This is a genomic window from Pseudoxanthobacter soli DSM 19599 (genome assembly GCF_900148505.1).
GTDB classification, from domain to species: Bacteria; Pseudomonadota; Alphaproteobacteria; order Rhizobiales; family Segnochrobactraceae; genus Pseudoxanthobacter; species Pseudoxanthobacter soli.
Genome location: NZ_FRXO01000002.1, coordinates 26,928 through 49,880 on the forward strand (window position 1 = coordinate 26,928; position 22,953 = coordinate 49,880).

The following is a 22,953-nucleotide window of genomic DNA, read 5'->3' on the forward strand; positions in this document are numbered from 1 at the left end:
AGATGGCGCCGCGCGAACCTCCCTCCCCGGCTTCGGAGCGCATCGCTGCCTACCGGCGCGGGCTGCGGGCCGAGGCGCTCGCGGCGTGGTGGCTTCGCCTCAAGGGCTACCGCATTCTCGCCCGGCGGTTTCGCACCCCCTCCGGCGAGGTTGATATCGTGGCGCGGCGCGGCGGCACGGTCGCCTTCGTCGAAGTGAAGCGGCGCGCGACGCTCGATGAGGCGCTGATCGCCGTCACGCCCCGCACCCGACGCCGGATGGAAGCGGCCGTGCGGCTTTGGCTCGCTCGGCATCCAGCCCACGCTGCGCTGACGCTCCGGTTCGACATCATCGCGCTCGCGCCCGGCCGGCTGCCCCACCATCTCGTCTCGGCATTCGCCGAAGGCGAATAGGCGGCGTTATCCGTCGCCGCAGTGTGGACAAGGGCGATGGGGCGACCCCATATCATGCCGGATCGTCTCTCTCGGCCGGACGCCCGGCACCTGCCCTGATGCCGCGACGCTCGCCGCCCCTGCCATCCCGCCTGCCGTCCACCGGAGTCACTCCCATGCCGCTCAAGGTCGCCTTCCAGATGGACCACATCTCCACGCTGAAGATCGCGGGGGATTCCGGGTTCGCGCTGATGCTGGAGGCCCAGGCCCGCGGCCACACGCTCTATCACTTCACGCCGGACCGGCTGGCGATGCGCGACGGCGAGGTGTTCGTCAACGCCGAGCCGGTGACGGTGCGCGACGTCGCCGGCGATCATTTCACCCTCGGCGAGCGCGAGCGGCTCAAGGTCGCCGACCTCGACGTCGTGTTCATGCGCCAGGATCCGCCGTTCGACCTCGCCTACATCACCGCGACGCACCTGCTCGAGCGCGTGCATCCGAAGACGCTGGTGGTGAACGACCCGGCTTCGGTTCGCAACGCGCCCGAGAAGCTGTTCGTCACGCTGTTTCCGGAGCTGATGCCGCCGACGCTCATCACCCGCGACCGCGGCGAGATCGACGCGTTCCGCCGCGAGTTCGGCGACATCGTCATGAAGCCGCTCTACGGCCACGGCGGATCGTCGGTGTTCCGCCTGACGAAGGACGACCTCAACTACGGCTCGCTCTATGACCTGTTCGCGGTCACCTTCCGCGAGCCGTGGGTGATCCAGCAGTTCATTCCCGGCGTGAAGCACGGCGACAAGCGCATCATCCTGATCGACGGCGAATTCGCCGGCGCGGTCAACCGGGTGCCGGCGCCGGACGATCTGCGCTCCAACATGGTGCGCGGCGGCGCGGCCAAGGCCACGGAACTGACGGAGCGCGAACGCGAGATCATCGCCCGCATCGGGCCGGAGCTTTCCAGCCGCGGCCTCCTGCTCGTCGGCATCGACGTCATCGATGGCCGCCTGACCGAGATCAATGTCACCGCGCCGACCGGCCTGCGCGCGATCAAGCGCCTCGGCGGCCCGGACGGCGCCGCCATCCTGTGGGACAGGATCGAGACGCTGCGCGGGTGAACGCAATGGCGGGCGGCGCCTTCGAAATCGTGCTGACCGACGCCCCGGATCCGGCGGCGCGCGACGTCATCGTCGGCGGGATCGTCGCCTTCAACACCGCGCGGATGGGGCCGTCCGGCTCAAGGCCGCTCGCGGTGCTGCTGCGGCAGACGGACGGCACGGTCGCCGGCGGGCTGTGGGGGCGCACCAGCTATGGCTGGCTCTATGTCGAGCTCTTGTTCGTGCCGGAGGAGGCGCGCGGAACCGGTCTCGGCCGGCACCTCATGGGCCGCGCCGAAGCGGAGGCGCTTGAGCGCGGCTGCATCGGCGTGTGGGTCGACACCTTCGGCGAGGCGAACGCCGCGTTCTATGGGCGGCTCGGCTACACGCGGTTCGGCGCCATCGAGGATCATCCGCCGGGCAGCACGCACATCTTCCTGAAGAAGGTGCTGCCCGGCGGATAGGCCGATCAGGCCGACAGGCGGTCCAGCGCGGCGAGGATGGTCGCCGTCATGGCCTCGGTGCCGACCGAGTTGTCGCCGCCGCCGATGTCGCGGGTGCGGGCGCCGGTGTCGAGCGCGGCGGCGATCGCCTTGTCGAGCAGGTTGGCCTCGTCGACCATGCCGAACGAATAGCGCAGCGCCATCGCGAACGAGGCGATCATGGCGATCGGGTTGGCGGCGCCCGTGCCGGCGATGTCGGGGGCGGAGCCGTGCACCGGCTCATACATCGCCTTGCGCTTGCCGGTCGCCGGGTCGGTCGCGCCGAGGGCGGCCGACGGCAGCATGCCGAGCGAGCCTGTCAGCATCGCCGCCACGTCGGACAGCATGTCGCCGAACAGGTTGTCGCAGACGATGACGTCGAACTGCTTCGGCCAGCGCACCAGCTGCATGCCGCAATTGTCGGCCAGGATGTGGTCGAGCGCCACGTCGCCATATTCACGGGCGTGCACGGCGGTCACGACTTCCTTCCAGAGGACGCCGGACTTCATGACGTTGTGCTTTTCCGACGACGACACCTTGTTGGAGCGCGTGCGGGCAAGGTCGAAGGCGACGCGGGCGATGCGCTCAATCTCGTAGGTATCGTAGACCTGGGTGTCGATGCCGCGCTTCTGGCCGTTGCCGAGATCGCGGATTTCCTTCGGCTCGCCGAAATAGACGCCGCCGGTCAGCTCGCGCACGATCAGGATGTCGAGGCCCTCGACCACCTCGCGCTTCAGCGACGAGGCGTCGGCGAGCGCGGGATAGCAGATCGCCGGGCGCAAGTTGGCGAACAGGCCGAGATCCTTGCGCAGCCGCAGCAGGCCCGCCTCGGGACGCACCTCGTAGGGAACGCTCGCCCACTTCGGCCCGCCGACGGCGCCGAACAGCACCGCGTCGGAGGCCTGCGCCAGGTCCATCGCCGCGTCGGTGATGGCAACGCCGTGGGCGTCGTAGGCCGCGCCCCCGACGACGTCTTCCTCGATCTCGAACACGCCGCCGGCGCGGCTGTCGAACCACGCGATCACCTTGCGGGCCGCCGCCGCGATTTCGGTGCCGATGCCGTCGCCCGGCAGGAGCAGGATCTTGTGGGTCGCCATGGGCGTGAAATCCTCGTTGCGCACACTGTTCGGCCGGCGATCGCCGTGCGCTGGCGCCTGCCGCCCTTCCTCGCCGCCGTCGGGCATCATCGCCGCCGTCGGCCATCCCGGCCGGCGGCGTCGGTCAGGCGCCGCGCCCGGGTTCCGGCGGCAGTCGGTATCGCGTCGCCGCCCGCGATGCAAGCCGCACGGCCGCCGCTCTTGCCGGCCAAAGTCCCGCTCCGCCGGCGAACCTCCCGGCTTGCCGGAGAAGGCGACGGCGCCGAACGCCGTCCTGCCGTCCCGGGGCGACAGCCGCCTGACCGTCCCCCGGCGGTGCGGCAACGCCATTCTCGATCTCCCGCCGCTTGTTCGCCCCGGCGGAGATCCCCATAATGAAGGCGCCATGAACCTAGACTCGAAGATCTTCGATCGAATCCGCATTCGCCCGAACGAGAAGCGCCGCGAGAGCGAGCGTTTCCCGCGGTGCGATTGGGAGGGTTGCGATCAACCCGGCACTCATCGGGCGCCCATGGGGCGAGACCGCGAGGGCCAATATCTGCATTTCTGCCTTGACCACGTACGATTGTACAACAAGTCCTACAACTACTTTGCCGGCATGAGCGACGAGGCCGTGGCGGCCTACCAGAAGGATGCCGCGACAGGGCACCGCCCGACCTGGAACGTGGGGGTGAACGCCTTCACCGCCGGCCCCGGCGCGCCGGAAGCCGCCGCCGCGCGCATGAGCGCCCGTGGCCGGCGCTCGGGCGCGGGCACGAGCGGTCCCGGCTGGACGGCGGAAACCCACGATCCGTTCGACCTGTTCGGCGTCAGGCGGCCCACCGCTGCGCCGCGGCCGGAGACGCGCCGGGCCCTCACGGCGATGGAGACCCGGGCGTTCGAGCTGTTCGACCTCGAACCGGATGCCGGGCGCGAGCGCATCAAGGCGCGCTACAAGGAACTCGTAAAACGCCACCACCCGGATGCGAACGGCGGCGACCGGTCGTCGGAAGAGCACCTGCGGCACGTGATCCAGGCCTATGGCGTGCTGAAGAACGGGGGGTTCTGCTGAGCGCGATGCCGTTGTCGGCAGGGCATGAGCGATCCATCGCGACCGTTCATCCGTATGGCTGGAACCCGCCGGCCCGAACGCGGTATGATTGGATGCGGCAACATTCTGCTGGAGCCGGCGGCCCGGACGGACGATAGTCCGGGCGGAAACCGGAACGCGCGGCGGCGAGGGCTTCGACGAAGCGTTTGCCGCGGCCGGACGTTTCCGACGGACGGGCGCCCCCTCCCGGGCGCCGCCCGCCAAGACCGAAGGCAAGATCGAAGGAAGACCGAAGCACCGGACGGCTTCCCGGGGTGCGCACCCGGCGGATCCGTTTTGTGTCCCAACAAGAAAGGGGCGCCGTTCCCATGCGAACGGTCCATGCCCTGAAAACCAAGCGAACCGACGCCGCGATTGCCCGATGATGGCGGTGTCACGGAGGCCCGATGACCGCTCCCGCCCTTGAGGCCGCCGCCGTGGCGACCAAGACATCCGCCGCCCCGAGTGGCCTGCCCGACAAGACGGTCGCCGTTCGAGAGGTGTTCGGCCTCGACACCGATCTCGAAGTGCCGGCCTTTTCCGAGCCGAACGAGTATGTGCCGGACTTCGATCCGGACTATCTGTTCGACCGCACCACCACGCTCGCCATTCTCGCCGGCTTCGCCCACAATCGCCGCGTGATGGTGACCGGCTATCACGGCACCGGAAAGTCGACCCATATCGAACAGGTCGCGGCCCGGCTCAACTGGCCTTGCGTGCGCGTCAATCTCGATAGCCACATCAGCCGTATCGATCTCGTCGGCAAGGACGCGATCGTGCTGAAGGACGGCAAGCAGATCACGGAGTTCCGCGACGGCATCCTGCCGTGGGCGCTCCAGACCAACACCGCGCTCGTGTTCGACGAATACGATGCCGGCCGGCCGGACGTGATGTTCGTCATCCAGCGCGTGCTGGAGCAGTCCGGCCGCCTGACGCTTCTGGACCAGAACCGCGTGATCCGCCCGCACCCGGCGTTCCGCCTGTTCGCCACGGCGAACACGGTCGGCCTCGGCGACACCTCGGGCCTCTATCATGGCACCCAGCAGATCAATCAGGGCCAGATGGACCGCTGGTCGATCGTGACCGTGCTGAACTACCTGCCTCATGACCGCGAGACCGACATCGTGCTCGCCAAGTCGCCGGCCTTCCGCAAGGACGACAAGGGCCGCGAGACGGTGTCGCGCATGGTCCGCCTCGCCGACATGACCCGCAACGCCTTCATGAACGGCGATCTGTCGACCGTCATGAGCCCGCGCACGGTCATCACCTGGGCCGAAAATGCGTCGATCTTCGGCGATGTCGGCTTCGCGTTCCGGCTGACATTCCTCAACAAGTGCGACGAGACCGAGCGTCCGCTCGTGGCGGAATTCTACCAGCGCTGCTTCGGTGCGGAGCTGCCGGAATCCGCCGCCAACGTCGTGATGAGCTGAGCCGCGCACCGAACCTGTCGCCGGACGGCCGGCCCGATCCTCGGGCCTCATCCGGCGGCTGACACGATCGTTGAGAGAAGGACGGCCACCCCCATGCGCCCGTCGAAGGACCAGGCCCCGACAGAACCGTTCAAGCGCGCCGTCACCGGCGCGATGCGCGCGATCTCCCGCGACGCCGAGCTTGAGGTGAACTTCGCCGCCGAGCGGCCGGGGCTCGTCGGGCACACGGCCCGCCTGCCCGAGCCGCCGCGGCGGCCGACGCGGCACGACCTCGCCATCACGCGCGGCATCGGCGACGCCATGGCGCTGCGCATCGCCTGCCATGACGCCAAGCTGCACCGTTCGCTCAGCCCCGAGGGCCGCGATGCCCGCGCGGTGTTCGATGCCGTCGAGCAGGCGCGCTGCGAGGCCGTAGGCTCCCGCCGCATGGCGGGCGTCGCCGAGAACCTCACGGCGATGCTCAAGGACCGCTATCACCGCGGCAACTATGCCGACATCACCGACCGCGCCGATGCGCCGATCGAGGATGCGCTGGCGCTGTTGGTGCGCGAGCGGCTGACCGGCGCCGCGCCTCCCGACGAGGCGCGCCGCCTCGTCGACCTGTGGCGGCCGTGGATCGAGGAGAAGGCGGGCGGCGATCTCGACCGGCTCTTGTCGTCCATCGACGACCAGAAGCGCTTCGCCGCCGGCATCCGGGATCTTCTCGTCTCGCTCGACATGGCGGAGGAAGCCCAGGGCGAGCCGGAGGAGAGCGAGGAGACCTCCGAGAGCCAGGAGGATTCCGAGGGAGAGGGCGAAGAGAGCGAGCAGCAGGGCGGCGAGGCTGAGACGAGCGAATCCACCGCCGCCGAGGAAGCCGAGGCCGGCTCGGTCGAGGAGGATGCCGGCGAATCGGAATCGAGCGAGACGATGGAGCGTGAGCTGTCGGAGGAGGATGCCGACGACAGCACCGATGCCGGCGACACGCCGCGCAACGACTATCCGTTCTCGAACCGGCGCCCGGAGGTCGAATACAAGGTCTTCACCACCAAGTTTGACGAGACGGTGAAGGCCGAGGACCTGTGCGACAGCGCCGAACTCGACCGGCTGCGCGGCTTCCTCGACAAGCAGATCTCGCATCTCCAGGGCGTCGTGGCGCGTCTCGCCAACCGGCTGCAGCGCCGGCTGATGGCCAAGCAGAACCGCTCCTGGCAGTTCGACCAGGAAGAAGGCTGGCTCGATACCGCGCGCCTGACCCGCGTCGTGATCGATCCGATGCAGCCGCTCGCCTTCAAGCACGAACTCGACACCGCCTTCCGCGATACCGTCGTGACGCTGCTGCTCGACAATTCCGGCTCGATGCGCGGCCGGCCGATCACGGTCGCGGCGACCTGCGCCGACATTCTGGCCCGCACGCTGGAGCGCTGCGGCGTGAAGGTCGAGATCCTCGGCTTCACCACGCGGGCCTGGAAGGGCGGGCAGTCGCGTGAGGCCTGGCTGCAGGCCGGCAAGCCGGTCAATCCCGGCCGCCTCAACGACCTCAGGCACATCATCTACAAGGCCGCCGACGCGCCATGGCGCCGGGCACGGCGCAATCTCGGCCTGATGATGCGCGAGGGGCTCCTGAAGGAGAACATCGACGGCGAGGCACTGGCCTGGGCGCACACCCGGCTCCTGGCGCGGCCGGAATCGCGCCGCATCCTGATGATGATCTCCGACGGCGCGCCGGTCGATGATTCCACGCTGTCGGTCAATGCCGGCAACTATCTCGAAAAGCACCTTCGGGCCGTCATCGAGGAAATCGAGACCCAGTCGCCGGTGGAGCTGATCGCCATCGGCATCGGCCACGACGTGACCCGGTACTACCGCCGCGCCGTGACCATCGTCGATGCCGACGAACTGGCCGGCGCGATGACCGACCAGCTCGCCGCGCTGTTCGACGACGATGCCGGCGACCGCCGCGGCTCCGGCCGCGCCGGGACGGGCCGCAGTTCCGGCCGTGCTGTGCCGGGCCGCGCCCCGGCCCGGCGGCGCGCCTAACGTCGCGGCGACGTCCGGCCTTGATGCTCCGCCGGACCGACGACGACAGACGCGGCGCGGAGCGCGCCGCTTCGCGGCGTCTGCGGCGTCCGCATGTTGGGTGGACGGCGATACCGGCGGCCGTGCAGCTGGCGCCCGGCCTCGTGGCGTTGGCGCTGGCCATGCCGGCGGCTGCCGCGGAGCCGCACGGCGGTGCCGTGGCGGTGCCCGTCCAGACCCGCGCCCTCTCCCATTTCGACCTGTCCGATCCGTCGCGGCGGCGCTTCGGCGATCTCGACTTTCTCGGCGGGCTGGTGGTGCGCGCCTCGGACGAGCGCTTTTCGAGCCTCTCAGGCCTGACGCTCGATTCGACCGGCACCCGGATGCTGGCGGTGTCCGATTTCGGCTTCTGGATTTCCGCCCGCATCGTCGCGGCAGAAGACGGCCGTCCGACGGACCTCACCGATGTTCTGGTGGCCCCGATGCTCGACGCCGGGGGCAAGCCTCGACCGAATACGCCGCTGCCGAAGCGGCTGGTCGATGCCGAAGCGATTGCCGCCCTGCCGGGGCGGACGGGATTCATCGTTTCGATGGAGGGTCGCGGCCTCGTGCGCTTCGACGGCGATCCGCCGTTCGCAGCGCGCATGAAGCCCGTCGCGCTGCCGCCCTGGCTGACGCGGCTCCCGTCCAACCGCGGAATCGAGGCCGTCGCCACACGCTCCGTGAACGGGGAGAGCGACCTCGTCGCCTTCGCCGAGACGGCGGACAGGGATGGAAGGATTCGCGGTGGCGTTCTGAAGGCGGGGCGGTGGAAGGCGCTGGCGCTCAAGGCGCGGGACGGATTCTCCGTCACGGACGCGGCCTTCCTGCCGGGCGGCGATCTTCTCGTCCTCGAGCGGCTCTATCGCCGGCCGCTCGGGCTCTATATGCGCCTGCGCCGCATCGGTGCCCTGGATCTTGCCGGCACGGCACCGCTCGACGGGCTCATCGTCGCAGAGGCGGATTTCGGCGACGAGATCGACAATATGGAAGGGCTTGGGCTCCACCGCGATCCCGCCGGCCGGGAACTCGTCACGCTGGTGTCGGACGACAACCGTTCGATGCTCCAGCGCACGCTGATCCTGCGCTTCGCGCTGGCGAGCGCCCTGCCCCTGCCGAAGCCGGATCAGGCGGCCGGGCGCGCGAGCGCGCTCGGCAGCACGATCGACAGCACGATGCGGTAGGGCACCAGCAGCACCAGCGCCGCAGCGATCTTGACGCTGAGATCGCCGATCGCCCACGACACGAACCGCGGCGCCTCGGCGGCGAACAGCCCGACCAGCGGCGAGGCCTCGATGGCGAAGGCATCGTTCGGACCGAGGAACACGGCCGCCGGCGCGAATGCCAGCGTGAAGAAAACCGCGGTGTCGAGCACCGAGCCGACCAGCGAGGCGGTCAGCGGCGCCCACCACCACGCGAGCCGCCGCAGCCGGTTGAACACCGTCACGTCGAGAATCTGCCCGCACAGGAACGCGGTGCCCGATGCGGCCGCGATTCGCGGCGTCGACAGCGCAACCGACAGCGCGACGGCCACGGCGAAGCCGGCGACCACCACAAGGCGGGCCACCGTCGAGCCGTAATAGCGGTTGGTGAGATCGGTCACGAGGAACGCGACCGGATAGGTGAACGCGCCCCAGGTCAGAAGATCGGCAAGCACCAGGCGACCGATCTGGCCCTCCACCGGATACTGCACGAGGATATTGGAGGCGACCACGACCAGCGTCATCGCGACGGTCGGAATCACCAGATCCGCGAGGCTGAAGCGCCGGGACGTCCGGCCGCCGGCAAAGGGCTTGTTGCTCATGGTCGTGCATCCGTCAGCGGGTCAGGCGGGAACGCGGGATTGTTCCGTCACCCGGTGGTCATGCAAAAAGCCCGGAGCCGGCATCACGCCGGGCATCCGGGATTTTCAGTCGGTCGCGGACGCTCGATTCGGCGGGATAGGCCGATGCGAGCGCTGCAATCAGGCCGCGGCGGAGGCGAGCTTGCGCTCGATCTCGCGCTTCACGATCAGCGCACGCTCGCCGAGCTCGGCATCGCGGGCCTTCAGGAGGAACGCATCGAGGCCGCCGCGGTGCTCGACCGAGCGCAGCGCGTTGGCGCTGATGCGCAGGCGCACCTTCTGCTCCAGCGCCTCGGACAGCAGCGTCACGTTCACCAGATTCGGCAAGAAACGGCGACGCGCCTTGTTGTTGGCGTGGCTGACGGTGTTGCCGGTCAGGACGGCCTTGCCGGTCAATTCGCAACGACGAGCCATCGTGGCACCTTCTTTCGTTCTCGGCCGGTCTCCGCATCCCCTGACAGGGGACGGGCGGCACGGCCATCAATGGGCAATCCAGGGATCGGGACTGCGATCGTTCGTTAGACGGCAGCCACACGGCGTACCCGGCTGAAGCCGCGATCACAATCGTTCCTGATCGGAGGTCGCGCACGTATAAGGTCGCCCCGCCCCCCCGTCAAGCCGAACGACGCCGATCACCGCCCGGCGGACCGAACCGGGGCCGCAAGTCGGCGGCGCCGCGTCGCGAGATCGACCCCGAGCGCCGCAAGGCCGCAGGCCATGATCACCACCGTGAACGGCCAGACCGCGGCGCCGACGAGATGGCCGACGAGAATGCCCGACAGCGCGCCCGAGCCCATCTGCAGCACGCCCAGCAGCGACGAGGCGGCGCCCGCCCGCTCCGGGAACGGCATGATCGCTCCAGCGGTGCCCTGGGGCATGCCGATTCCGATGCCGACCATGTAGATCATCATCGGGATGATGATCTCCAGCGGATGGCCCGGCCCGAACAGCGAGCCGAGCAGAATCAGCACACCGCCGGCGGCGTTGAGCGCAGTGCCGAATCCGAGCCCGCGCACGATGCCCATCCGCGCCGAGAGCCGCGCCCCGATCAGGGTGCCGACGATGAACGAGACCGCCGTCGCCGCGAAAGCGATGCCGAACGCCACCTGTCCCAGGCCGTAATGCCCCTGCAGCACGAACGACGTGCCGGAGATGTAGGCGAACAGCCCCGCGAAACAGAGGCAGCAGATCGCGGTGTAGACCCGGAAGCCGACCGAGCGCAGGCAGACGCCGAACGAGCGGAACACCGCCGGAAACGAGATCGACGGCATCCGCTCCGGCACCGTTTCCGGCATCTTCAGCGCGATGAAGGCCAGGATCGCGGCCGAGACCACGCCCATCAGGTAGAACGACGACTGCCAGCCAAACAGGCCGCCGAGCACGCCGCCCAGCGTCGGCGCCAGCGAGGGCACCAGTCCGGCGATCGAGCCCATCCGCGACAGTTCCTTCACCGCGCGCGGTCCGGAGAACACGTCGCGGACGATGGAGCGCGACAGGATCACCGGCCCGGCCGCGCCGAGCGCCTGCACGAAGCGCAGCGCGATCAGCACGTTGATGCTGGGCGAGAACGGCGCGATCAGGCTCGTGATGACGAACAGCCCGAGCGAGACGAGCAGCACCGGCCGGCGCCCGAAGCGATCCGACAGCGGTCCGTAGACCGGCATCGCCACCGCGTAGCCGAACATGAACACGGAGAGCGTGACCTGCACCGCGGCGGGCGTGGTGCCGAACGCGGCGACGATCGCCGGCAGCGACGGCAGGTAGATGTCGGTCGCGACCGGGCTCATCGCCGAAAGGCTGGCCAGCATCGCGGTAAAGGCGAGAGTTCCGGGCCGGACCACGGCACCGCTCCTTGGAATGAACCGGTCGCCCCCCGACAGGCCGGAGACGGGACGAGGACGATTCGGGCCGGCAGACCGCAGGTGACCGACGGCGCGGGCGCGCCGTGGAAGCGGCAGTCCGCCGCCGCTCGGGCGTCCCGGCCCGAACGTCGTGCAGCGATGCCGGCTGACCGGAGAATCATGGAAGGCTGGAGCTGTCCCGTTCCGATCGAGTCGATCCGAGAGGGCTCCATGACGGAGCGCGCAGGTGGCGCCACGCCAAAAAACAACAGGGCCGGCCATGCTCTGGCCGCCCCCGCTGATCGTGTCGATGATCGGTCTTTCTACCGGCAGCCCCGCGCGGGGGCGCCGGGCAGGATCACTCGGCGGCGACGGACTGGGCGCCGCGACGGGTGTCCTTCTTCTCGGCAATGCGGGCCGCCTTGCCGGTCAGGCCGCGCAGATAATAGAGCTTCGCGCGACGCACCTTGCCGCGGCGGACCACGTCCACCGACTCGATCATCGGTGAGTAGACCGGGAACACGCGCTCCACGCCCTCGCCGTACGAGATCTTGCGAACGGTGAAGTTCTCGTTGATGCCGCCGCCGGACCGGGCGATGCACACGCCTTCATAGGCCTGCACGCGGGTGCGGGTGCCTTCGGTGACGCGCACGTTCACCTTCACGGTGTCGCCAGGGGCGAAGGCCGGAAGCTGGCGCTTGGCCTCGATGACGGCGATCTGCTCGCGATCAAGTTCTTCGATGATGTTCATGGGTCTCGTCTTTCACATCTCGTCCCGAGCCGCGCCGCAGCCGCTTCAGCGCGGCCACCGCCCGGAACCCGGAACGCAGTCGAACCAACGGCCCGCCTCGCCGCAGGGCGATTCAGACCACCGGAACTCCGGAAGCCCGAAATCGACGTCGCTGCGACGGATGCTGCCCGCGGTCCTCCTCGGAGGGTCATCGGGAAAACAGGCTGATGCCTTTATACGAATGGCGAGCGCTTGTCGATGCCCGATGTGCACGCGATGTCGATGCCGCGCGCGCCACGGAAATCCGCAGACGCCGCCGCTCGCCGTCGCCGCTTACATACGGCGCGCGCGGCAAGGCGGCAAGTCCCGGTCCTGCGGGCTGGGCAAGCCTTGTCCCGCTGAGCTTGTCCGGCAGAGCTTGTCCGGTCGCCTTAGTCCGGCGACACCTGGACCTGCTACTCCCTGCTCGCGACTCTCTTCGTCCGGCGAGTCCTTGTCAGCCTGTCCTTGTCAGGCGCTTCCTCAGTCCCGCTGCCCGGCCGACGCTTGGCCCTGCTGCAGGCCATGCGCCGCGCGGCATCGGTCGGCAAGCCCTTGAAATGACACCCCCATGCCCGCGTGAAGCCGCCCTCCCTCAGGCTGGCGCGGAGGTTTCGATTGACGCGGCAGGGCATGGCGACTATAGAGCGGCTCTCCGACGGCCTCGCGGCCGGCGAACCGGTAGCGTCGCGTCCGCGGCACGTCCTTTGTTGTCATTCCAGATCTCGGCCGGGCCTTACAGGCTTTCGGGACGGGATCCATCGATCCGGAAGCACCATGGCCAATACGCCTTCGGCCAAGAAAATGGCCCGCAAGATCGCCGCGCGCACGGCAATCAACAAGACCCGGCGCAGCCGCGTCCGCACCTTCATCCGCAAGGTCGAGGAGGCGATCGCCTCCGGAGACAAGGCGGCCGCCACCGTTGCTCTCTCGGCTGCTGAGCCGGAGATCATGCGTGCGGTGACGAAGGGCGTGCTGCACCACAACACCGCCTCGCGCAAGGTGTCCCGTCTGTCTTCCCGTGTGAAGGCGATCGGCGCCTGAGACGGCAGGCCGAAAGGCCATCCGGCGGGCTGAGCCTCGTCGACGTTGTCAGCGTCCTTTAGAGTTCGAAATAGCCCGGCCTCGCGAGAGGTCGGGCTATTCGCGTTGGTGCTGCCGTTTCGGCAGCCGGGGCCGAGCAGAACGGCAGAGGCCGGCGGCGGAAACGGCTGCGCCGCACCCGGCCGCAAGCGGTCGGACGCGGGGGTGGGTGCGCTCTCCGGACGTCCCCGGGCGATGCGCCGGATCCGCCCGATCGAGGCCGCGTACGCGGTTCCAAGGCCGGCACGAAAGAACAGCCGACGGTTGAATCGCCGCCAGTCAGCACCCCTCGAATCAACCCGTGCGCGGGCGGTCAATCTGCGTTTTCGGACTTTCCCCAATCATTCACAGACTTAACGGATCCGGGCATCACAACCGAGGATCAGGCTGTGGACGTGACTCGAAAACCGAAACCTTAACAAGACGTTAACGACAAGTGCCCACAGGCCTTCCCGGCGTATCCCCAGCAGAACCGAGTCAAGGGGGTGGCCTGATTCTTTTTTTGCCGGCTTCAAGATCGACGCTTAACGAGATCCGAACAGCGCGAGAATGCGTTGAGTCGAAAGGCCTTGCCCCCATCGCCGCCACCCGTTTCAGCCCCTCGTCCGGCCCTCCTTCCGGGGGGGCGCGGCGACGTCGATTTTGCCCCTGTTGCCGCGTCCGGGGGGGCTGTGTATTTTCAGCCCATCGGAACGTTGCCCGCGAATGAGACGGGTCTCGTCACCCACCTGTGCAAGCGTAAATCCCGAAATGACAACAGCCACTTGTGAGCAAATGGTTCTTATTGCCTCGAGCTATGCAAGCGGTGTGGTGGTGTGTTGCGGGTATGCGTTGCTGTCGCACGACGTTTATCGCTGACGACTATCGTTCGTTGGCTTCGCGGGCGCAGTAAACTCCATAGCGCGAAGAAGAACTGACGGACCGCCTCTCGCGGCCGGGGAGTTTTTTGATGTCTATTGATGCCGGCGCGACCTATGCCGGGGACCTGAGTGCGGACGACGCATGGACGATGCTGGGCGCCGAGCGCGGCGCCGTGCTCGTCGACGTGCGGACGCTTCCCGAATGGTCCTTCGTCGGGGTGCCCGACCTCTCCTCGCTCGGCAAGGAGACGGTGTTCCTTGACTGGCAGGTCTATCCCGACATGTCCGTGCGGGCCGACTTCATCGAGGCGTTGCAGGCGGCGCTCTCGGCATCCGGAAGCGACAAGACCGCGCCGGTGCTGTTCCTGTGCCGCTCGGGCGTGCGCAGCAAGTCCGCGGCCATCGCCGCGACCCACGCGGGCTTCACCCGCGCCTATAATATCAGCGGCGGGTTCGAAGGCCCGCCGGATGCCGCCGGCCACCGCGGCGTGGTCGCGGGCTGGAAGGCCCAGGGACTGCCCTGGGCGCAACGTTGACGGAGGCCGGCGGGCCGGCATCGGCCGGCCTGGCGGGCGACACGGGTGGCGGGAGACGGCGGCGCGGAATGCGATCGCTGCTAACCCCGCCGGGGTGACGGAATTTTCGTTGTGTTTCGAGCGTGAAGCACCGGCCGGAAACGGCCGGACGCGGATCGTGTGTGCCCTGCGACCCCTTCCGGGGTTGGAAAGCGGCGCAAAAAAATGCAACAAGCCGCGCCTTCGGGTGCGGTGACCGGTCCGGTGATCCGGCCGGACGAGATATGACCGGTGTCCGGCGGCAGGCTGCCACGGCACCGTGCGAGCACACTGAAGAGGCGCGGCCCCGATCACGCGGGCGGCGCCGGGACATTGAGACCGTTCGGACCGGACGGAGACGACATGGAGACGACGATGAGCACGGCACAGCAGACGGCTTCGGTTGCGACGCGGATCGACAGCGCCTCCGCAGATCGGACCGATTCCGGCTGGAGCCGGGTGCGCAGCCGTCTGAAGTCCGAGTATGGCGACGACGTCTTCTCGTCGTGGTTCGCCCGCGTCGACCTCGAGAGCTGTGCCAACGGCATCGTCCACCTGTCGGTGCCGACCCGCTTCCTGAAGCAGTGGATCCAATCCTATTACGGCGACCGGCTGATGGCGCTGTGGCAGGAAGAAAGCCCCGACGTGCGCCGTCTCGACATCTCCGTGCGGTCTGCCGCCCGGGTGCGGATGGTGCCCGAGGCGCAGTCCACGGTCGCCAACAACAGCCGTGCCCCGGAAAGCGCCCTGCGCGCCGCCGCCCCGGCTGCCCGTGGCGACGCCGCAGCCACGCCGCGCGTCGTATCGACTCCGGCGGCGGTGACGCCGCTCCCGCAGGCCGATTCCGCCCGCAGCCGCAGCCATCGCACCGCCTCGCCGGCCGCTGGCGGCCAGACCACCGCCAAGGTCCACCCGTTCACCGCACCGCGCAGCAGCGAGGGCGCGGAAGGTGGCTTCGTCGGCTCGCCGCTCGATCCCCGCTTCACGCTCGCCACCTTCGTGGAAGGCCGGTCGAACGCTCTCGCGCTCGCCGCCGCCCGCCAGGTGGCGGGGGCGCGGGCAGGCGAAGTGGCCGCCTTCAATCCGCTGTTCATCCACGCGCCGGTCGGCTACGGCAAGACCCACCTGCTCCAGGCCATTGCCGCGGAAGCCGGCGCCGGCGGCCATCGCCGCGTGCTCTATCTCACCGCCGAGCACTTCGTGTTCCGCTTCGTCGCCGCCCTTCAGGCCCAGGCGGCGCTGGCGTTCAAGGAGAACCTGCGCGGCATCGACCTGCTCCTGATCGACGACCTGCAGTTCCTGCACGGTGACCGCACTCAGGAGGAATTCTGTCATATCCTCAACGTGCTGATCGACGGCGCCCGGCAGGTGGTCATCGCGGCCGACCGCCCGCCGAGCGAGCTCTCCACGCTCGATCCGCGAGTGCGCTCGCGCCTCGGCGGCGGGCTGACGGTCGAGATCGGCTCGCCGGATGCGGACCTTCGCCGGGCCGTCGTCGCCCAGCGCTTCGCGATCCAGGCCCAGACCTATCCCGGTCTTTCGGTGCCGGAGGCCGTCATCGATTTCGTCGCCCGCGCCGTCGTCACCAACGGTCGCGATCTCGATGGCGCGGTGAACCGCCTCGTCGCCCACAATCAGCTGACCGGCGCGCCGATCACCGTCGAGATGGCGGAAACGGCGCTGCGCGATCTCGTGAAGGCCCGCGAGGCGCGTCGCGTGCGCATCGAGGACATCCAGCGTGTGGTGTCGCGGCACTATAATGTGTCGAAGGCCGACCTGATCTCGGCCCGGCGCACCCAGGCGATCGTGCGCCCGCGCCAGATCGCGATGTATCTTGCCAAGACCATGACGCCGCGTTCCCTGCCCGAGATCGGCCGGCAGTTCGGCGGACGCGACCACACCACCGTGCTGCACGCGGTGCGCAAGATCGAGGAACTCTCTCGCACCGACGCGCGCACCGGTGAAGAGATCGAGGCGCTGAAGCGCCTGCTCGACGACTGAGCCGGGGAGAGCGGCCGGACCGGATCAGCGCCTGCGCCCCGTCCGGAGGGAGCGGGACACGCCGGGCCGGCCTCCTGCATGAAGGCCGGCTTCGCCGTGTGGCGGTTCGGGCTGACGTCGCTTCATCGGCCCGCGTCGCTTCATCGGCGCTTGGCCGTCCCGTTCCACCTGCTTTGACGGCCGCGCCGCCCCCGCGGCCCTGCCCTCTCCTTCCTGCCTCCGCACCCCGCCCGCGCCTGTCCTCCCGCCCGGTTCCATGCGACGAGGGCTTGCAAGTTCGCGCTCCAGCGGGCAGTTTTCGGACCCCGGCGCCGGGGCGGTCTCGCCGCTACCGGCGCCTCCGAGCCAGGCCGGCCGATCCGGCCACACCTTTCCTTTATGCCGCCGGTCCGGCCGGCATCACCGACAGCGGATTGCGATCATGCGAGCGACTCTCGAGCGGGCACACCTTCTCAAATCGCTCTCCCACGTCCATCGCGTGGTCGAGCGGCGCAACACCATCCCGATCCTGTCGAACGTGCTTCTGAGGGCAGAGGGCGGCGAGCTCCGCCTCAAGGCGACGGACCTCGACCTCGAGGTCACCGAGACCGTACCGGCGATGGTGGAGGCGCCCGGCGCCACCACCGTACCGGCTCATATCCTGCATGACATCGTGCGCAAGCTGCCCGACGGCGCGGAAATCTCGCTGGAGACCTCGGGCGACGGCTCCACCCTCGCGGTGCGCGCCGGCCGCTCTCGCTTCTCGTTGCAGATGCTGCCGGAAGGCGATTTCCCCGACCTGACCGCCGGAAGCTTCACCCACTCGTTCGGCCTGCCGGCGCAGGACCTCAAGCGTCTGATCGAGCGCACCCAGTTCGCGATCTCCACCGAGGAGACGCGCTATTATCTGAACGGCATCTACCTGCACACCGTGGACGGCCGCGACGGCACCATGCTGCGCGCGGTCGCAACCGACGGCCACCGGCTGGCCCAGGCCGAGCGCGCCGCACCGGCGGGCGCCGCCGGAATGCCCGGCATCATCGTGCCGCGCAAGACGGTCGGCGAGATCCAGCGCCTGCTGGACGAGCCGGAGAGCACGGTCGCCATCGAGCTGTCGGATTCCAAGATCCGCCTGACCTTCGGCCCGGTGGTGCTCACCTCCAAGCTGATCGACGGCACCTTCCCCGATTATGGCCGGGTCATCCCGCAGTCGAACGACAAGGAAATGCGGGTCGACCGCGACCTGTTCGCGACCGCCGTCGACCGCGTCTCCACCATTTCGAGCGACCGCAGCCGCGCCGTGAAGCTCTCCCTCAGCGAGGAGAAGCTGGTGCTCGCCGTCAACAACCCGGATTCCGGTTCGGCGACGGAAGAACTCGTGATCGAGTACAGCGCAACCCCGCTCGATATCGGCTTCAACGCCCGCTACCTGCTCGACATCGCCAGCCAGATCACCTCCGGGGAAGCCGTGTTCCGCTTCGCCGACCCCGGTTCGCCGACCCTGATCCAGGACGGCGGCGACAACGGCACGCTCTATGTGCTGATGCCGATGCGGGTGTGACGCGAGGTGCCCGGCCGGAAGGCGCCGAGGTGAGCGGCGACGGCGCCGAGGCGGTGTTCCTTTCGGCCATCGCGCTGACCGACTTCCGCAATTACGCGCAGCTTTCCCTGAAGCTCGACCGGCGGCCGGTTGTGCTCGTCGGCGAGAACGGTGCCGGCAAGACCAACCTGATCGAGGCCGTGTCGCTGCTGTCTCCCGGGCGCGGCCTGCGGCGGGCGACCTACGAAGCGCTCGCCCGTCTCGGCGGCACCGGCGGCTGGACCGTGTCGGCCGTGGTGCAAGGCCCTGACGGACCTGTAAGAATCGGCACCGGGCTCGACCCCGCGCCTGCCGATGGCGGGCCGGCCACGCGGAGCCGGCGCATCCGGATCGACGGCGAGGAGGAGCGCTCCTCCGAAGCCCTCGCCCGGCATCTTGGCGTTCTCTGGCTCACCCCGGCGATGGACGGGCTGTTCACCGGCCCGCCCGGCGACCGCCGGCGCTTCCTCGACCGGCTGGTGCTGGCGATCGACGCCGGCCACGGCCAGCGGGTTTCGGCCTATGAGCGGGCGCTCGCCCAGCGAAACCGCCTCATCGAGGACTACAATGCCGACCGCCGATGGCTCGACGCCATCGAGACCCAGATCGCCGAACTCGGCACCGCGATCGCGGCCGCGCGCCGCGAACTCGTTGGCTGCCTGGCCGAACTCGCCCCCGAGGCCGACGACCTGTTCCCGGCCGCGGAACTGTCGCTCGAGGGCGAGATCGAGGGCTGGGTCGGCGAGATGAGCGCGGTCGCCGCCGAGGATGCGTTCCGCGCCCGCCTCGCCGAGGGGCGCGCCCGCGACCGGGCGGCCGGGCGGACGCTCACCGGCCCCCACCGCAGCGACCTCACGGTGGTGCATTCCGCGAAGGGAATGCCCGCTTCGCGCGCGTCCACAGGCGAGCAAAAGGCGCTTTTGATCGGTCTCGTGCTCGCTCATGCGCGCCTCGTGGCCCGTCTCACGCGCCGAACGCCGCTCCTCCTGATGGACGAGGTCGCCGCCCACCTCGATACCCGCCGACGCGCCGGCCTGTTCGCCCGCATCGCAGCCCTCGGCACCCAGGCCTGGATGACCGGGACCGACGCCGCGCTGTTCGAGGCGATCGGCGACGAGGCCCAGCACTTCGCCGTCGACGACGGCCGCGTCCGTCCGCTCCGCCCGGCGTAACCCCCTTCGACCGGGAGACGTTACCCGCGAAGGTTGCGGCCGGCGGTGACCAGACCTGCCCTCCCCGCGCGTGACAGCGCCGCGCAGCCATGCGAAAAGCGCGGCAGGCGGCGCCGAAGCCTTTCGGTCGGATGGAAATCATCGGATCGGCGGTGCCGCTTCGGATGCAGACGCTTGAGCATGGTGATGCCGTTAAGATCGCTTCGATCCGGACGAGCCATGCTCCAGGCCCTAGTGACGGCCGCCGGCCGGCACCGGCCGATCGAGGACGCCCGAGATGAACACCAGCCTCAGCCTTGCCGCCCTTGCCGGCTTCGCCTTCGTCTACGCCCTCGCCGTCGCCTCGCCGGGACCCGGCATGACGGCGCTCGTCGCCCGCACGCTCGGCGGCGGCTGGAAGGCGGGGCTCTGGTTCACCGCGGGCATTCTCGCGGGCGATCTCGTGTGGTTCGCCGCCGCGGCGTTCGGTCTGAGCGCGCTCGCCCACGCCTTCCACCTCTTGTTCCTGGCGGTGAAATATGCCGGCATGGCGTATCTGGTGTTCATCGCCTGGAAGCTCTGGACCGCCCCCGTCGAGGAGGCCGACGTCGCTGCCCGGCCGGGCGAGCGGCCGCTCAGGGTGTTCGCCTCCGGCCTCGCGCTGACCCTCGGCAACCCGAAGACCATGGTGTTCTATCTCGCGATCCTGCCCACCGTGATCGACCTGACGCAGCTCGATCTGCTGCGCTTCGCCGAGATCACCGGCGTCGTCGTCCTCGTGCTGCCGCTCGTCAGCATCGGCTACATCGCCCTCACGCTGAAGGCCCGGGCCGCCCTCTCAGACACGCGGGCGCGGGTGCTGCTCAACCGCATCGCCGGAACCGCGCTCGCCGGTGCCGCCGCCGCGATCGCGTGGCGCTGACGCCGCGCGAACCGCGAATCCGCGCCGCGGCGGCATGCCGCGAGAAGACCGCATTTGCAGCGCATGAAGGGCGCTTCGGCACGCTTGCCGGCATGCCTTCGCCAGACGCGGCCCGAAAACACCGAAATGTTTGTTTCGGCATCGGATTTTCCGGGTGTTCGCGTCGCGCTTTCAGGCCCGATGCTCTAGACTGGGCGGCAAGATTGAACCCGGCGTCCAACCGCCTATAAGGAGCGGACGTTCCTCTCCGAGCGACCTACAAGCGATTCTCAATGACCGAAAATCCCGCGACCGGCGCCGAGGAATACGGCGCACAATCCATCAAGGTGCTGAAGGGGCTCGACGCCGTGCGCAAGCGGCCGGGCATGTATATCGGCGATACCGACGATGGATCCGGCCTGCACCACATGGTCTACGAGGTGGTGGACAACGCCATCGACGAGGCGCTCGCCGGTTATGCCGACCGCGTGACGGTCGCCCTCAATCCCGACGGCTCGTGCACCGTGACCGACAACGGCCGCGGCATCCCGACCGACATCCACCCCGAGGAAGGCGTTTCGGCGGCCGAGGTCATCATGACCCAGCTCCATGCCGGCGGAAAGTTCGACCAGAACTCCTACAAGGTCTCCGGCGGCCTGCACGGCGTCGGCGTCTCCGTCGTGAACGCGCTGTCGACCTGGCTCGACCTCACGATCTACCGCAGCGGCAAGACGCACACCATGCGCTTCGCCCACGGCGACGCCGTGGCGCCGCTCGCGGTCGTCGGCGACGCGGAAGGGCGCACCGGCACGACGGTGACGTTCCTGCCGAGCCCGCAGACCTTCACCATGACCGAATTCGATTTCGCCACGCTGGAGCGGCGGCTGCGCGAACTCGCATTCCTGAATTCCGGCGTGCGCATCCTCCTGGAGGACCTGCGCGGGGTCGAGCCCAAGCGCGAGGAACTGCATTACGAGGGTGGCCTCGAAGCCTTCGTGCGCTGGCTGGACCGTACCAAGCACCCGCTGATCCCGGCCCCGGTGACGATGCGCGGCGAGCGCGACGGCATCACAGTCGAGGTGGCGCTGCAGTGGAACGATTCCTACCACGAGAACACGCTCTGCTTCACCAACAACATCCCCCAGCGTGACGGCGGCACCCATCTCGCCGGCTTCCGCGGGGCGCTGACCCGCCAGATCACCGGCTACGCCGAAAGCTCCGGCATCTCCAAGAAGGAGAAGGTGGGGCTGACCGGCGACGATTGCCGCGAGGGCCTGACCTGCGTGCTGTCGGTCAAGGTGCCGGACCCGAAATTCTCGTCCCAGACCAAGGACAAGCTGGTGTCGTCCGAGGTCCGGCCGGTGGTCGAGAGCATCGTCAACGACACGCTCGGCGCGTGGCTGGAGGAGCACCCCCAGGAGGCGAAGGCCATCGTCGCCAAGGTGGTGGAGGCGGCCTCCGCCCGCGAGGCGGCCCGCAAGGCGCGCGAGCTGACCCGCCGCAAGGGCGCGCTCGACATCGCCTCGCTGCCCGGCAAGCTGGCGGACTGCCAGGAGCGCGACCCGGCGAAATCCGAACTCTTCATCGTCGAGGGCGACTCGGCCGGCGGCTCCGCCAAGGGCGGCCGCAACCGCGCCAACCAGGCGATTCTTCCGCTGCGCGGCAAGATCCTGAACGTCGAGCGCGCCCGCTTCGACAAGATGCTGTCGTCGGAGCAGATCGGGACGCTGATCACCGCGCTCGGCACCGGCATCGGCAAGGAAGAGTTCGACGTCGGCAAGCTGCGCTATCACCGCATCATCATCATGACCGACGCCGACGTCGACGGCGCCCACATCCGCACGCTGCTGCTGACGTTCTTCTACCGGCAGATGCCGGAACTGCTGGAACGCGGCCACCTCTACATCGCCCAGCCGCCGCTCTACAAAGTGCGCCGCGGCAGCTCCGAGCAGTACCTGAAGAACGAGGCGGCCCTCGAGAGCTACCTCATCGACACCGGCCTGGAAGATGCCCGCCTGACGCTGGCGGACGGCGAGGTCCGCGTCGGCGTCGACCTGCGCGCGGTGATCGACCACGCCCAGCGCATTCGCCTGCTGCTCGACGGGCTGCATTCGCGCTATCGCCGCGATGTGGTCGAACAGGCCGCCATCGCCGGCGCGCTCAGCCCGGAACTTCTGAACGACCGGGAACGCGCGGTGCAGGCGGCGGCCTATATCGCCCGCAGGCTCGACATCCTGGCGGAGGAATATGAGCGCGGCTGGACCGGCATCGCCGAAGACGACGGCTCGCTGCGGTTCGAGCGCGTGGTGCGCGGGGTGAAGGAAGTCGCGACCATCGACGCCGCCCTGCTCGGCTCCGCCGACGCTCGCAAGCTCGACGGCCATGCCGACCACCTCCGGGAGGTCTACGGCAAGGCGGCGACGCTGAAGCGCAAGGACGTCGAGACGGCGATCCGCGGCCCCGTGGCGCTGATCGACGCGGTGTTCGCCGCCGGCCGCAAGGGCATCACCCTGCAGCGCTACAAAGGCCTCGGCGAGATGAACGCCGAACAGCTCTGGGAAACCACGCTCGACCCCAACGTGCGCTCGCTCCTGCAGGTGAAGGTGAAGGAGGCCGACGACGCCGACGACATCTTCTCCAAGCTGATGGGCGACGAGGTGGAACCGCGGCGCGAGTTCATCCAGGACAACGCGCTGACGGTCGCCAATCTCGATATCTGAAATTCGTCCGCACACGAACGTGGCCGGACGCGCGAAGGGTGGGGGTTTCCCCGCCCTTTTTCTTTTGAAAGCAATGACTTGCGCCCGCA

19 protein-coding genes are annotated in these 22,953 nt (G+C 68.9%); 14 read left to right on the forward strand and 5 right to left on the reverse strand.

The genetic code is table 11. The features are described 5' to 3' along the window. Positions 1 to 2 precede the first annotated feature (2 nt). The 3 genes from BUF17_RS04610 (at position 3) to BUF17_RS04620 (ending at position 1,932) form a co-directional block, all read left to right on the forward strand. Complete coding sequence (locus tag BUF17_RS04610; RefSeq protein WP_073626135.1) at positions 3 to 392, forward strand: YraN family protein; 390 nt, start codon at positions 3 to 5, stop codon at positions 390 to 392. Positions 393 to 547: 155 nt separating this feature from the next. Next, positions 548 to 1,489, forward strand: a complete 942-nt coding sequence (gene gshB / locus BUF17_RS04615; protein WP_073626137.1) for a glutathione synthase — start codon at positions 548 to 550, stop codon at positions 1,487 to 1,489. Between the two features lie 5 nt (positions 1,490 to 1,494). Beyond that, the gene (locus BUF17_RS04620; RefSeq protein WP_073626139.1) at positions 1,495 to 1,932 is read left to right on the forward strand and encodes a GNAT family N-acetyltransferase; all 438 of its coding nucleotides are present in this window, start codon (positions 1,495 to 1,497) and stop codon (positions 1,930 to 1,932) included. 5 nt (positions 1,933 to 1,937) lie between these two features. On the opposite strand, the gene leuB is transcribed toward BUF17_RS04620, so the two are convergent. Continuing rightward, positions 1,938 to 3,047 (reverse strand): 3-isopropylmalate dehydrogenase, encoded by a 1,110-nt coding sequence (gene leuB, locus BUF17_RS04625; RefSeq protein WP_073627083.1) that lies wholly within the window; start codon positions 3,045 to 3,047, stop codon positions 1,938 to 1,940. 385 nt (positions 3,048 to 3,432) lie between these two features. Here leuB and BUF17_RS04630 point away from each other — a divergent pair, with 385 nt between their 5' ends. The 4 genes from BUF17_RS04630 (at position 3,433) to BUF17_RS04645 (ending at position 8,767) form a co-directional block, all read left to right on the forward strand. Further along, on the forward strand, positions 3,433 to 4,098 hold the full coding sequence (locus BUF17_RS04630) for a J domain-containing protein (protein WP_073627085.1): 666 nt from the start codon (positions 3,433 to 3,435) through the stop codon (positions 4,096 to 4,098). A gap of 425 nt (positions 4,099 to 4,523) precedes the next feature. After that, complete coding sequence (gene cobS / locus BUF17_RS04635) at positions 4,524 to 5,546, forward strand: cobaltochelatase subunit CobS (RefSeq protein ID WP_073626142.1); 1,023 nt, start codon at positions 4,524 to 4,526, stop codon at positions 5,544 to 5,546. A 93-nt stretch (positions 5,547 to 5,639) separates the two neighbouring features. Further along, positions 5,640 to 7,565, forward strand: coding sequence for a cobaltochelatase subunit CobT (gene cobT / locus BUF17_RS04640; protein WP_073626145.1), 1,926 nt, complete (start codon positions 5,640 to 5,642; stop codon positions 7,563 to 7,565). Between the two features lie 122 nt (positions 7,566 to 7,687). Further along, positions 7,688 to 8,767 carry an esterase-like activity of phytase family protein gene (locus BUF17_RS04645; RefSeq protein WP_073626147.1) on the forward strand — a complete coding sequence of 360 codons (1,080 nt, stop codon included), beginning with the start codon at positions 7,688 to 7,690 and terminating at the stop codon, positions 8,765 to 8,767. Here the strand turns inward: BUF17_RS04645 and BUF17_RS04650 are convergent. The 4 genes from BUF17_RS04650 to rplS form a co-directional block, all read right to left on the reverse strand. Then, on the reverse strand, positions 8,710 to 9,309 hold the full coding sequence (locus tag BUF17_RS04650) for a VUT family protein (RefSeq protein ID WP_073627087.1): 600 nt from the start codon (positions 9,307 to 9,309) through the stop codon (positions 8,710 to 8,712). The genes BUF17_RS04645 and BUF17_RS04650 overlap by 58 nt on opposite strands. A gap of 237 nt (positions 9,310 to 9,546) precedes the next feature. Continuing rightward, complete coding sequence (gene rpmB / locus BUF17_RS04655; RefSeq protein WP_073626149.1) at positions 9,547 to 9,840, reverse strand: 50S ribosomal protein L28; 294 nt, start codon at positions 9,838 to 9,840, stop codon at positions 9,547 to 9,549. Between the two features lie 218 nt (positions 9,841 to 10,058). Then, complete coding sequence (locus BUF17_RS04660; protein WP_175563612.1) at positions 10,059 to 11,267, reverse strand: multidrug effflux MFS transporter; 1,209 nt, start codon at positions 11,265 to 11,267, stop codon at positions 10,059 to 10,061. A gap of 358 nt (positions 11,268 to 11,625) precedes the next feature. Beyond that, positions 11,626 to 12,018, reverse strand: a complete 393-nt coding sequence (gene rplS / locus BUF17_RS04665; RefSeq protein ID WP_073626153.1) for a 50S ribosomal protein L19 — start codon at positions 12,016 to 12,018, stop codon at positions 11,626 to 11,628. 795 nt (positions 12,019 to 12,813) lie between these two features. On the opposite strand from rplS, the gene rpsT reads away from it, so the two are divergent. The 7 genes from rpsT (at position 12,814) to gyrB (ending at position 22,864) form a co-directional block, all read left to right on the forward strand. Then, on the forward strand, positions 12,814 to 13,080 hold the full coding sequence (rpsT, locus tag BUF17_RS04670; RefSeq protein WP_073626155.1) for a 30S ribosomal protein S20: 267 nt from the start codon (positions 12,814 to 12,816) through the stop codon (positions 13,078 to 13,080). A gap of 988 nt (positions 13,081 to 14,068) precedes the next feature. After that, the gene (locus tag BUF17_RS04675) at positions 14,069 to 14,515 is read left to right on the forward strand and encodes a rhodanese-like domain-containing protein (RefSeq protein WP_073626157.1); all 447 of its coding nucleotides are present in this window, start codon (positions 14,069 to 14,071) and stop codon (positions 14,513 to 14,515) included. 393 nt (positions 14,516 to 14,908) lie between these two features. After that, positions 14,909 to 16,534, forward strand: coding sequence for a chromosomal replication initiator protein DnaA (dnaA, locus tag BUF17_RS04680; RefSeq protein ID WP_073627089.1), 1,626 nt, complete (start codon positions 14,909 to 14,911; stop codon positions 16,532 to 16,534). A gap of 421 nt (positions 16,535 to 16,955) precedes the next feature. Then, on the forward strand, positions 16,956 to 18,074 hold the full coding sequence (dnaN, locus tag BUF17_RS04685; protein ID WP_073626159.1) for a DNA polymerase III subunit beta: 1,119 nt from the start codon (positions 16,956 to 16,958) through the stop codon (positions 18,072 to 18,074). Between the two features lie 29 nt (positions 18,075 to 18,103). Next, positions 18,104 to 19,264 (forward strand): DNA replication/repair protein RecF, encoded by a 1,161-nt coding sequence (gene recF, locus BUF17_RS04690; protein ID WP_139282421.1) that lies wholly within the window; start codon positions 18,104 to 18,106, stop codon positions 19,262 to 19,264. 277 nt (positions 19,265 to 19,541) lie between these two features. Beyond that, positions 19,542 to 20,165, forward strand: coding sequence for a LysE family translocator (locus BUF17_RS04695; RefSeq protein WP_073626161.1), 624 nt, complete (start codon positions 19,542 to 19,544; stop codon positions 20,163 to 20,165). A 272-nt stretch (positions 20,166 to 20,437) separates the two neighbouring features. Continuing rightward, positions 20,438 to 22,864 (forward strand): DNA topoisomerase (ATP-hydrolyzing) subunit B, encoded by a 2,427-nt coding sequence (gene gyrB, locus BUF17_RS04700; RefSeq protein ID WP_073626163.1) that lies wholly within the window; start codon positions 20,438 to 20,440, stop codon positions 22,862 to 22,864. Positions 22,865 to 22,953: the final 89 nt, after the last annotated feature.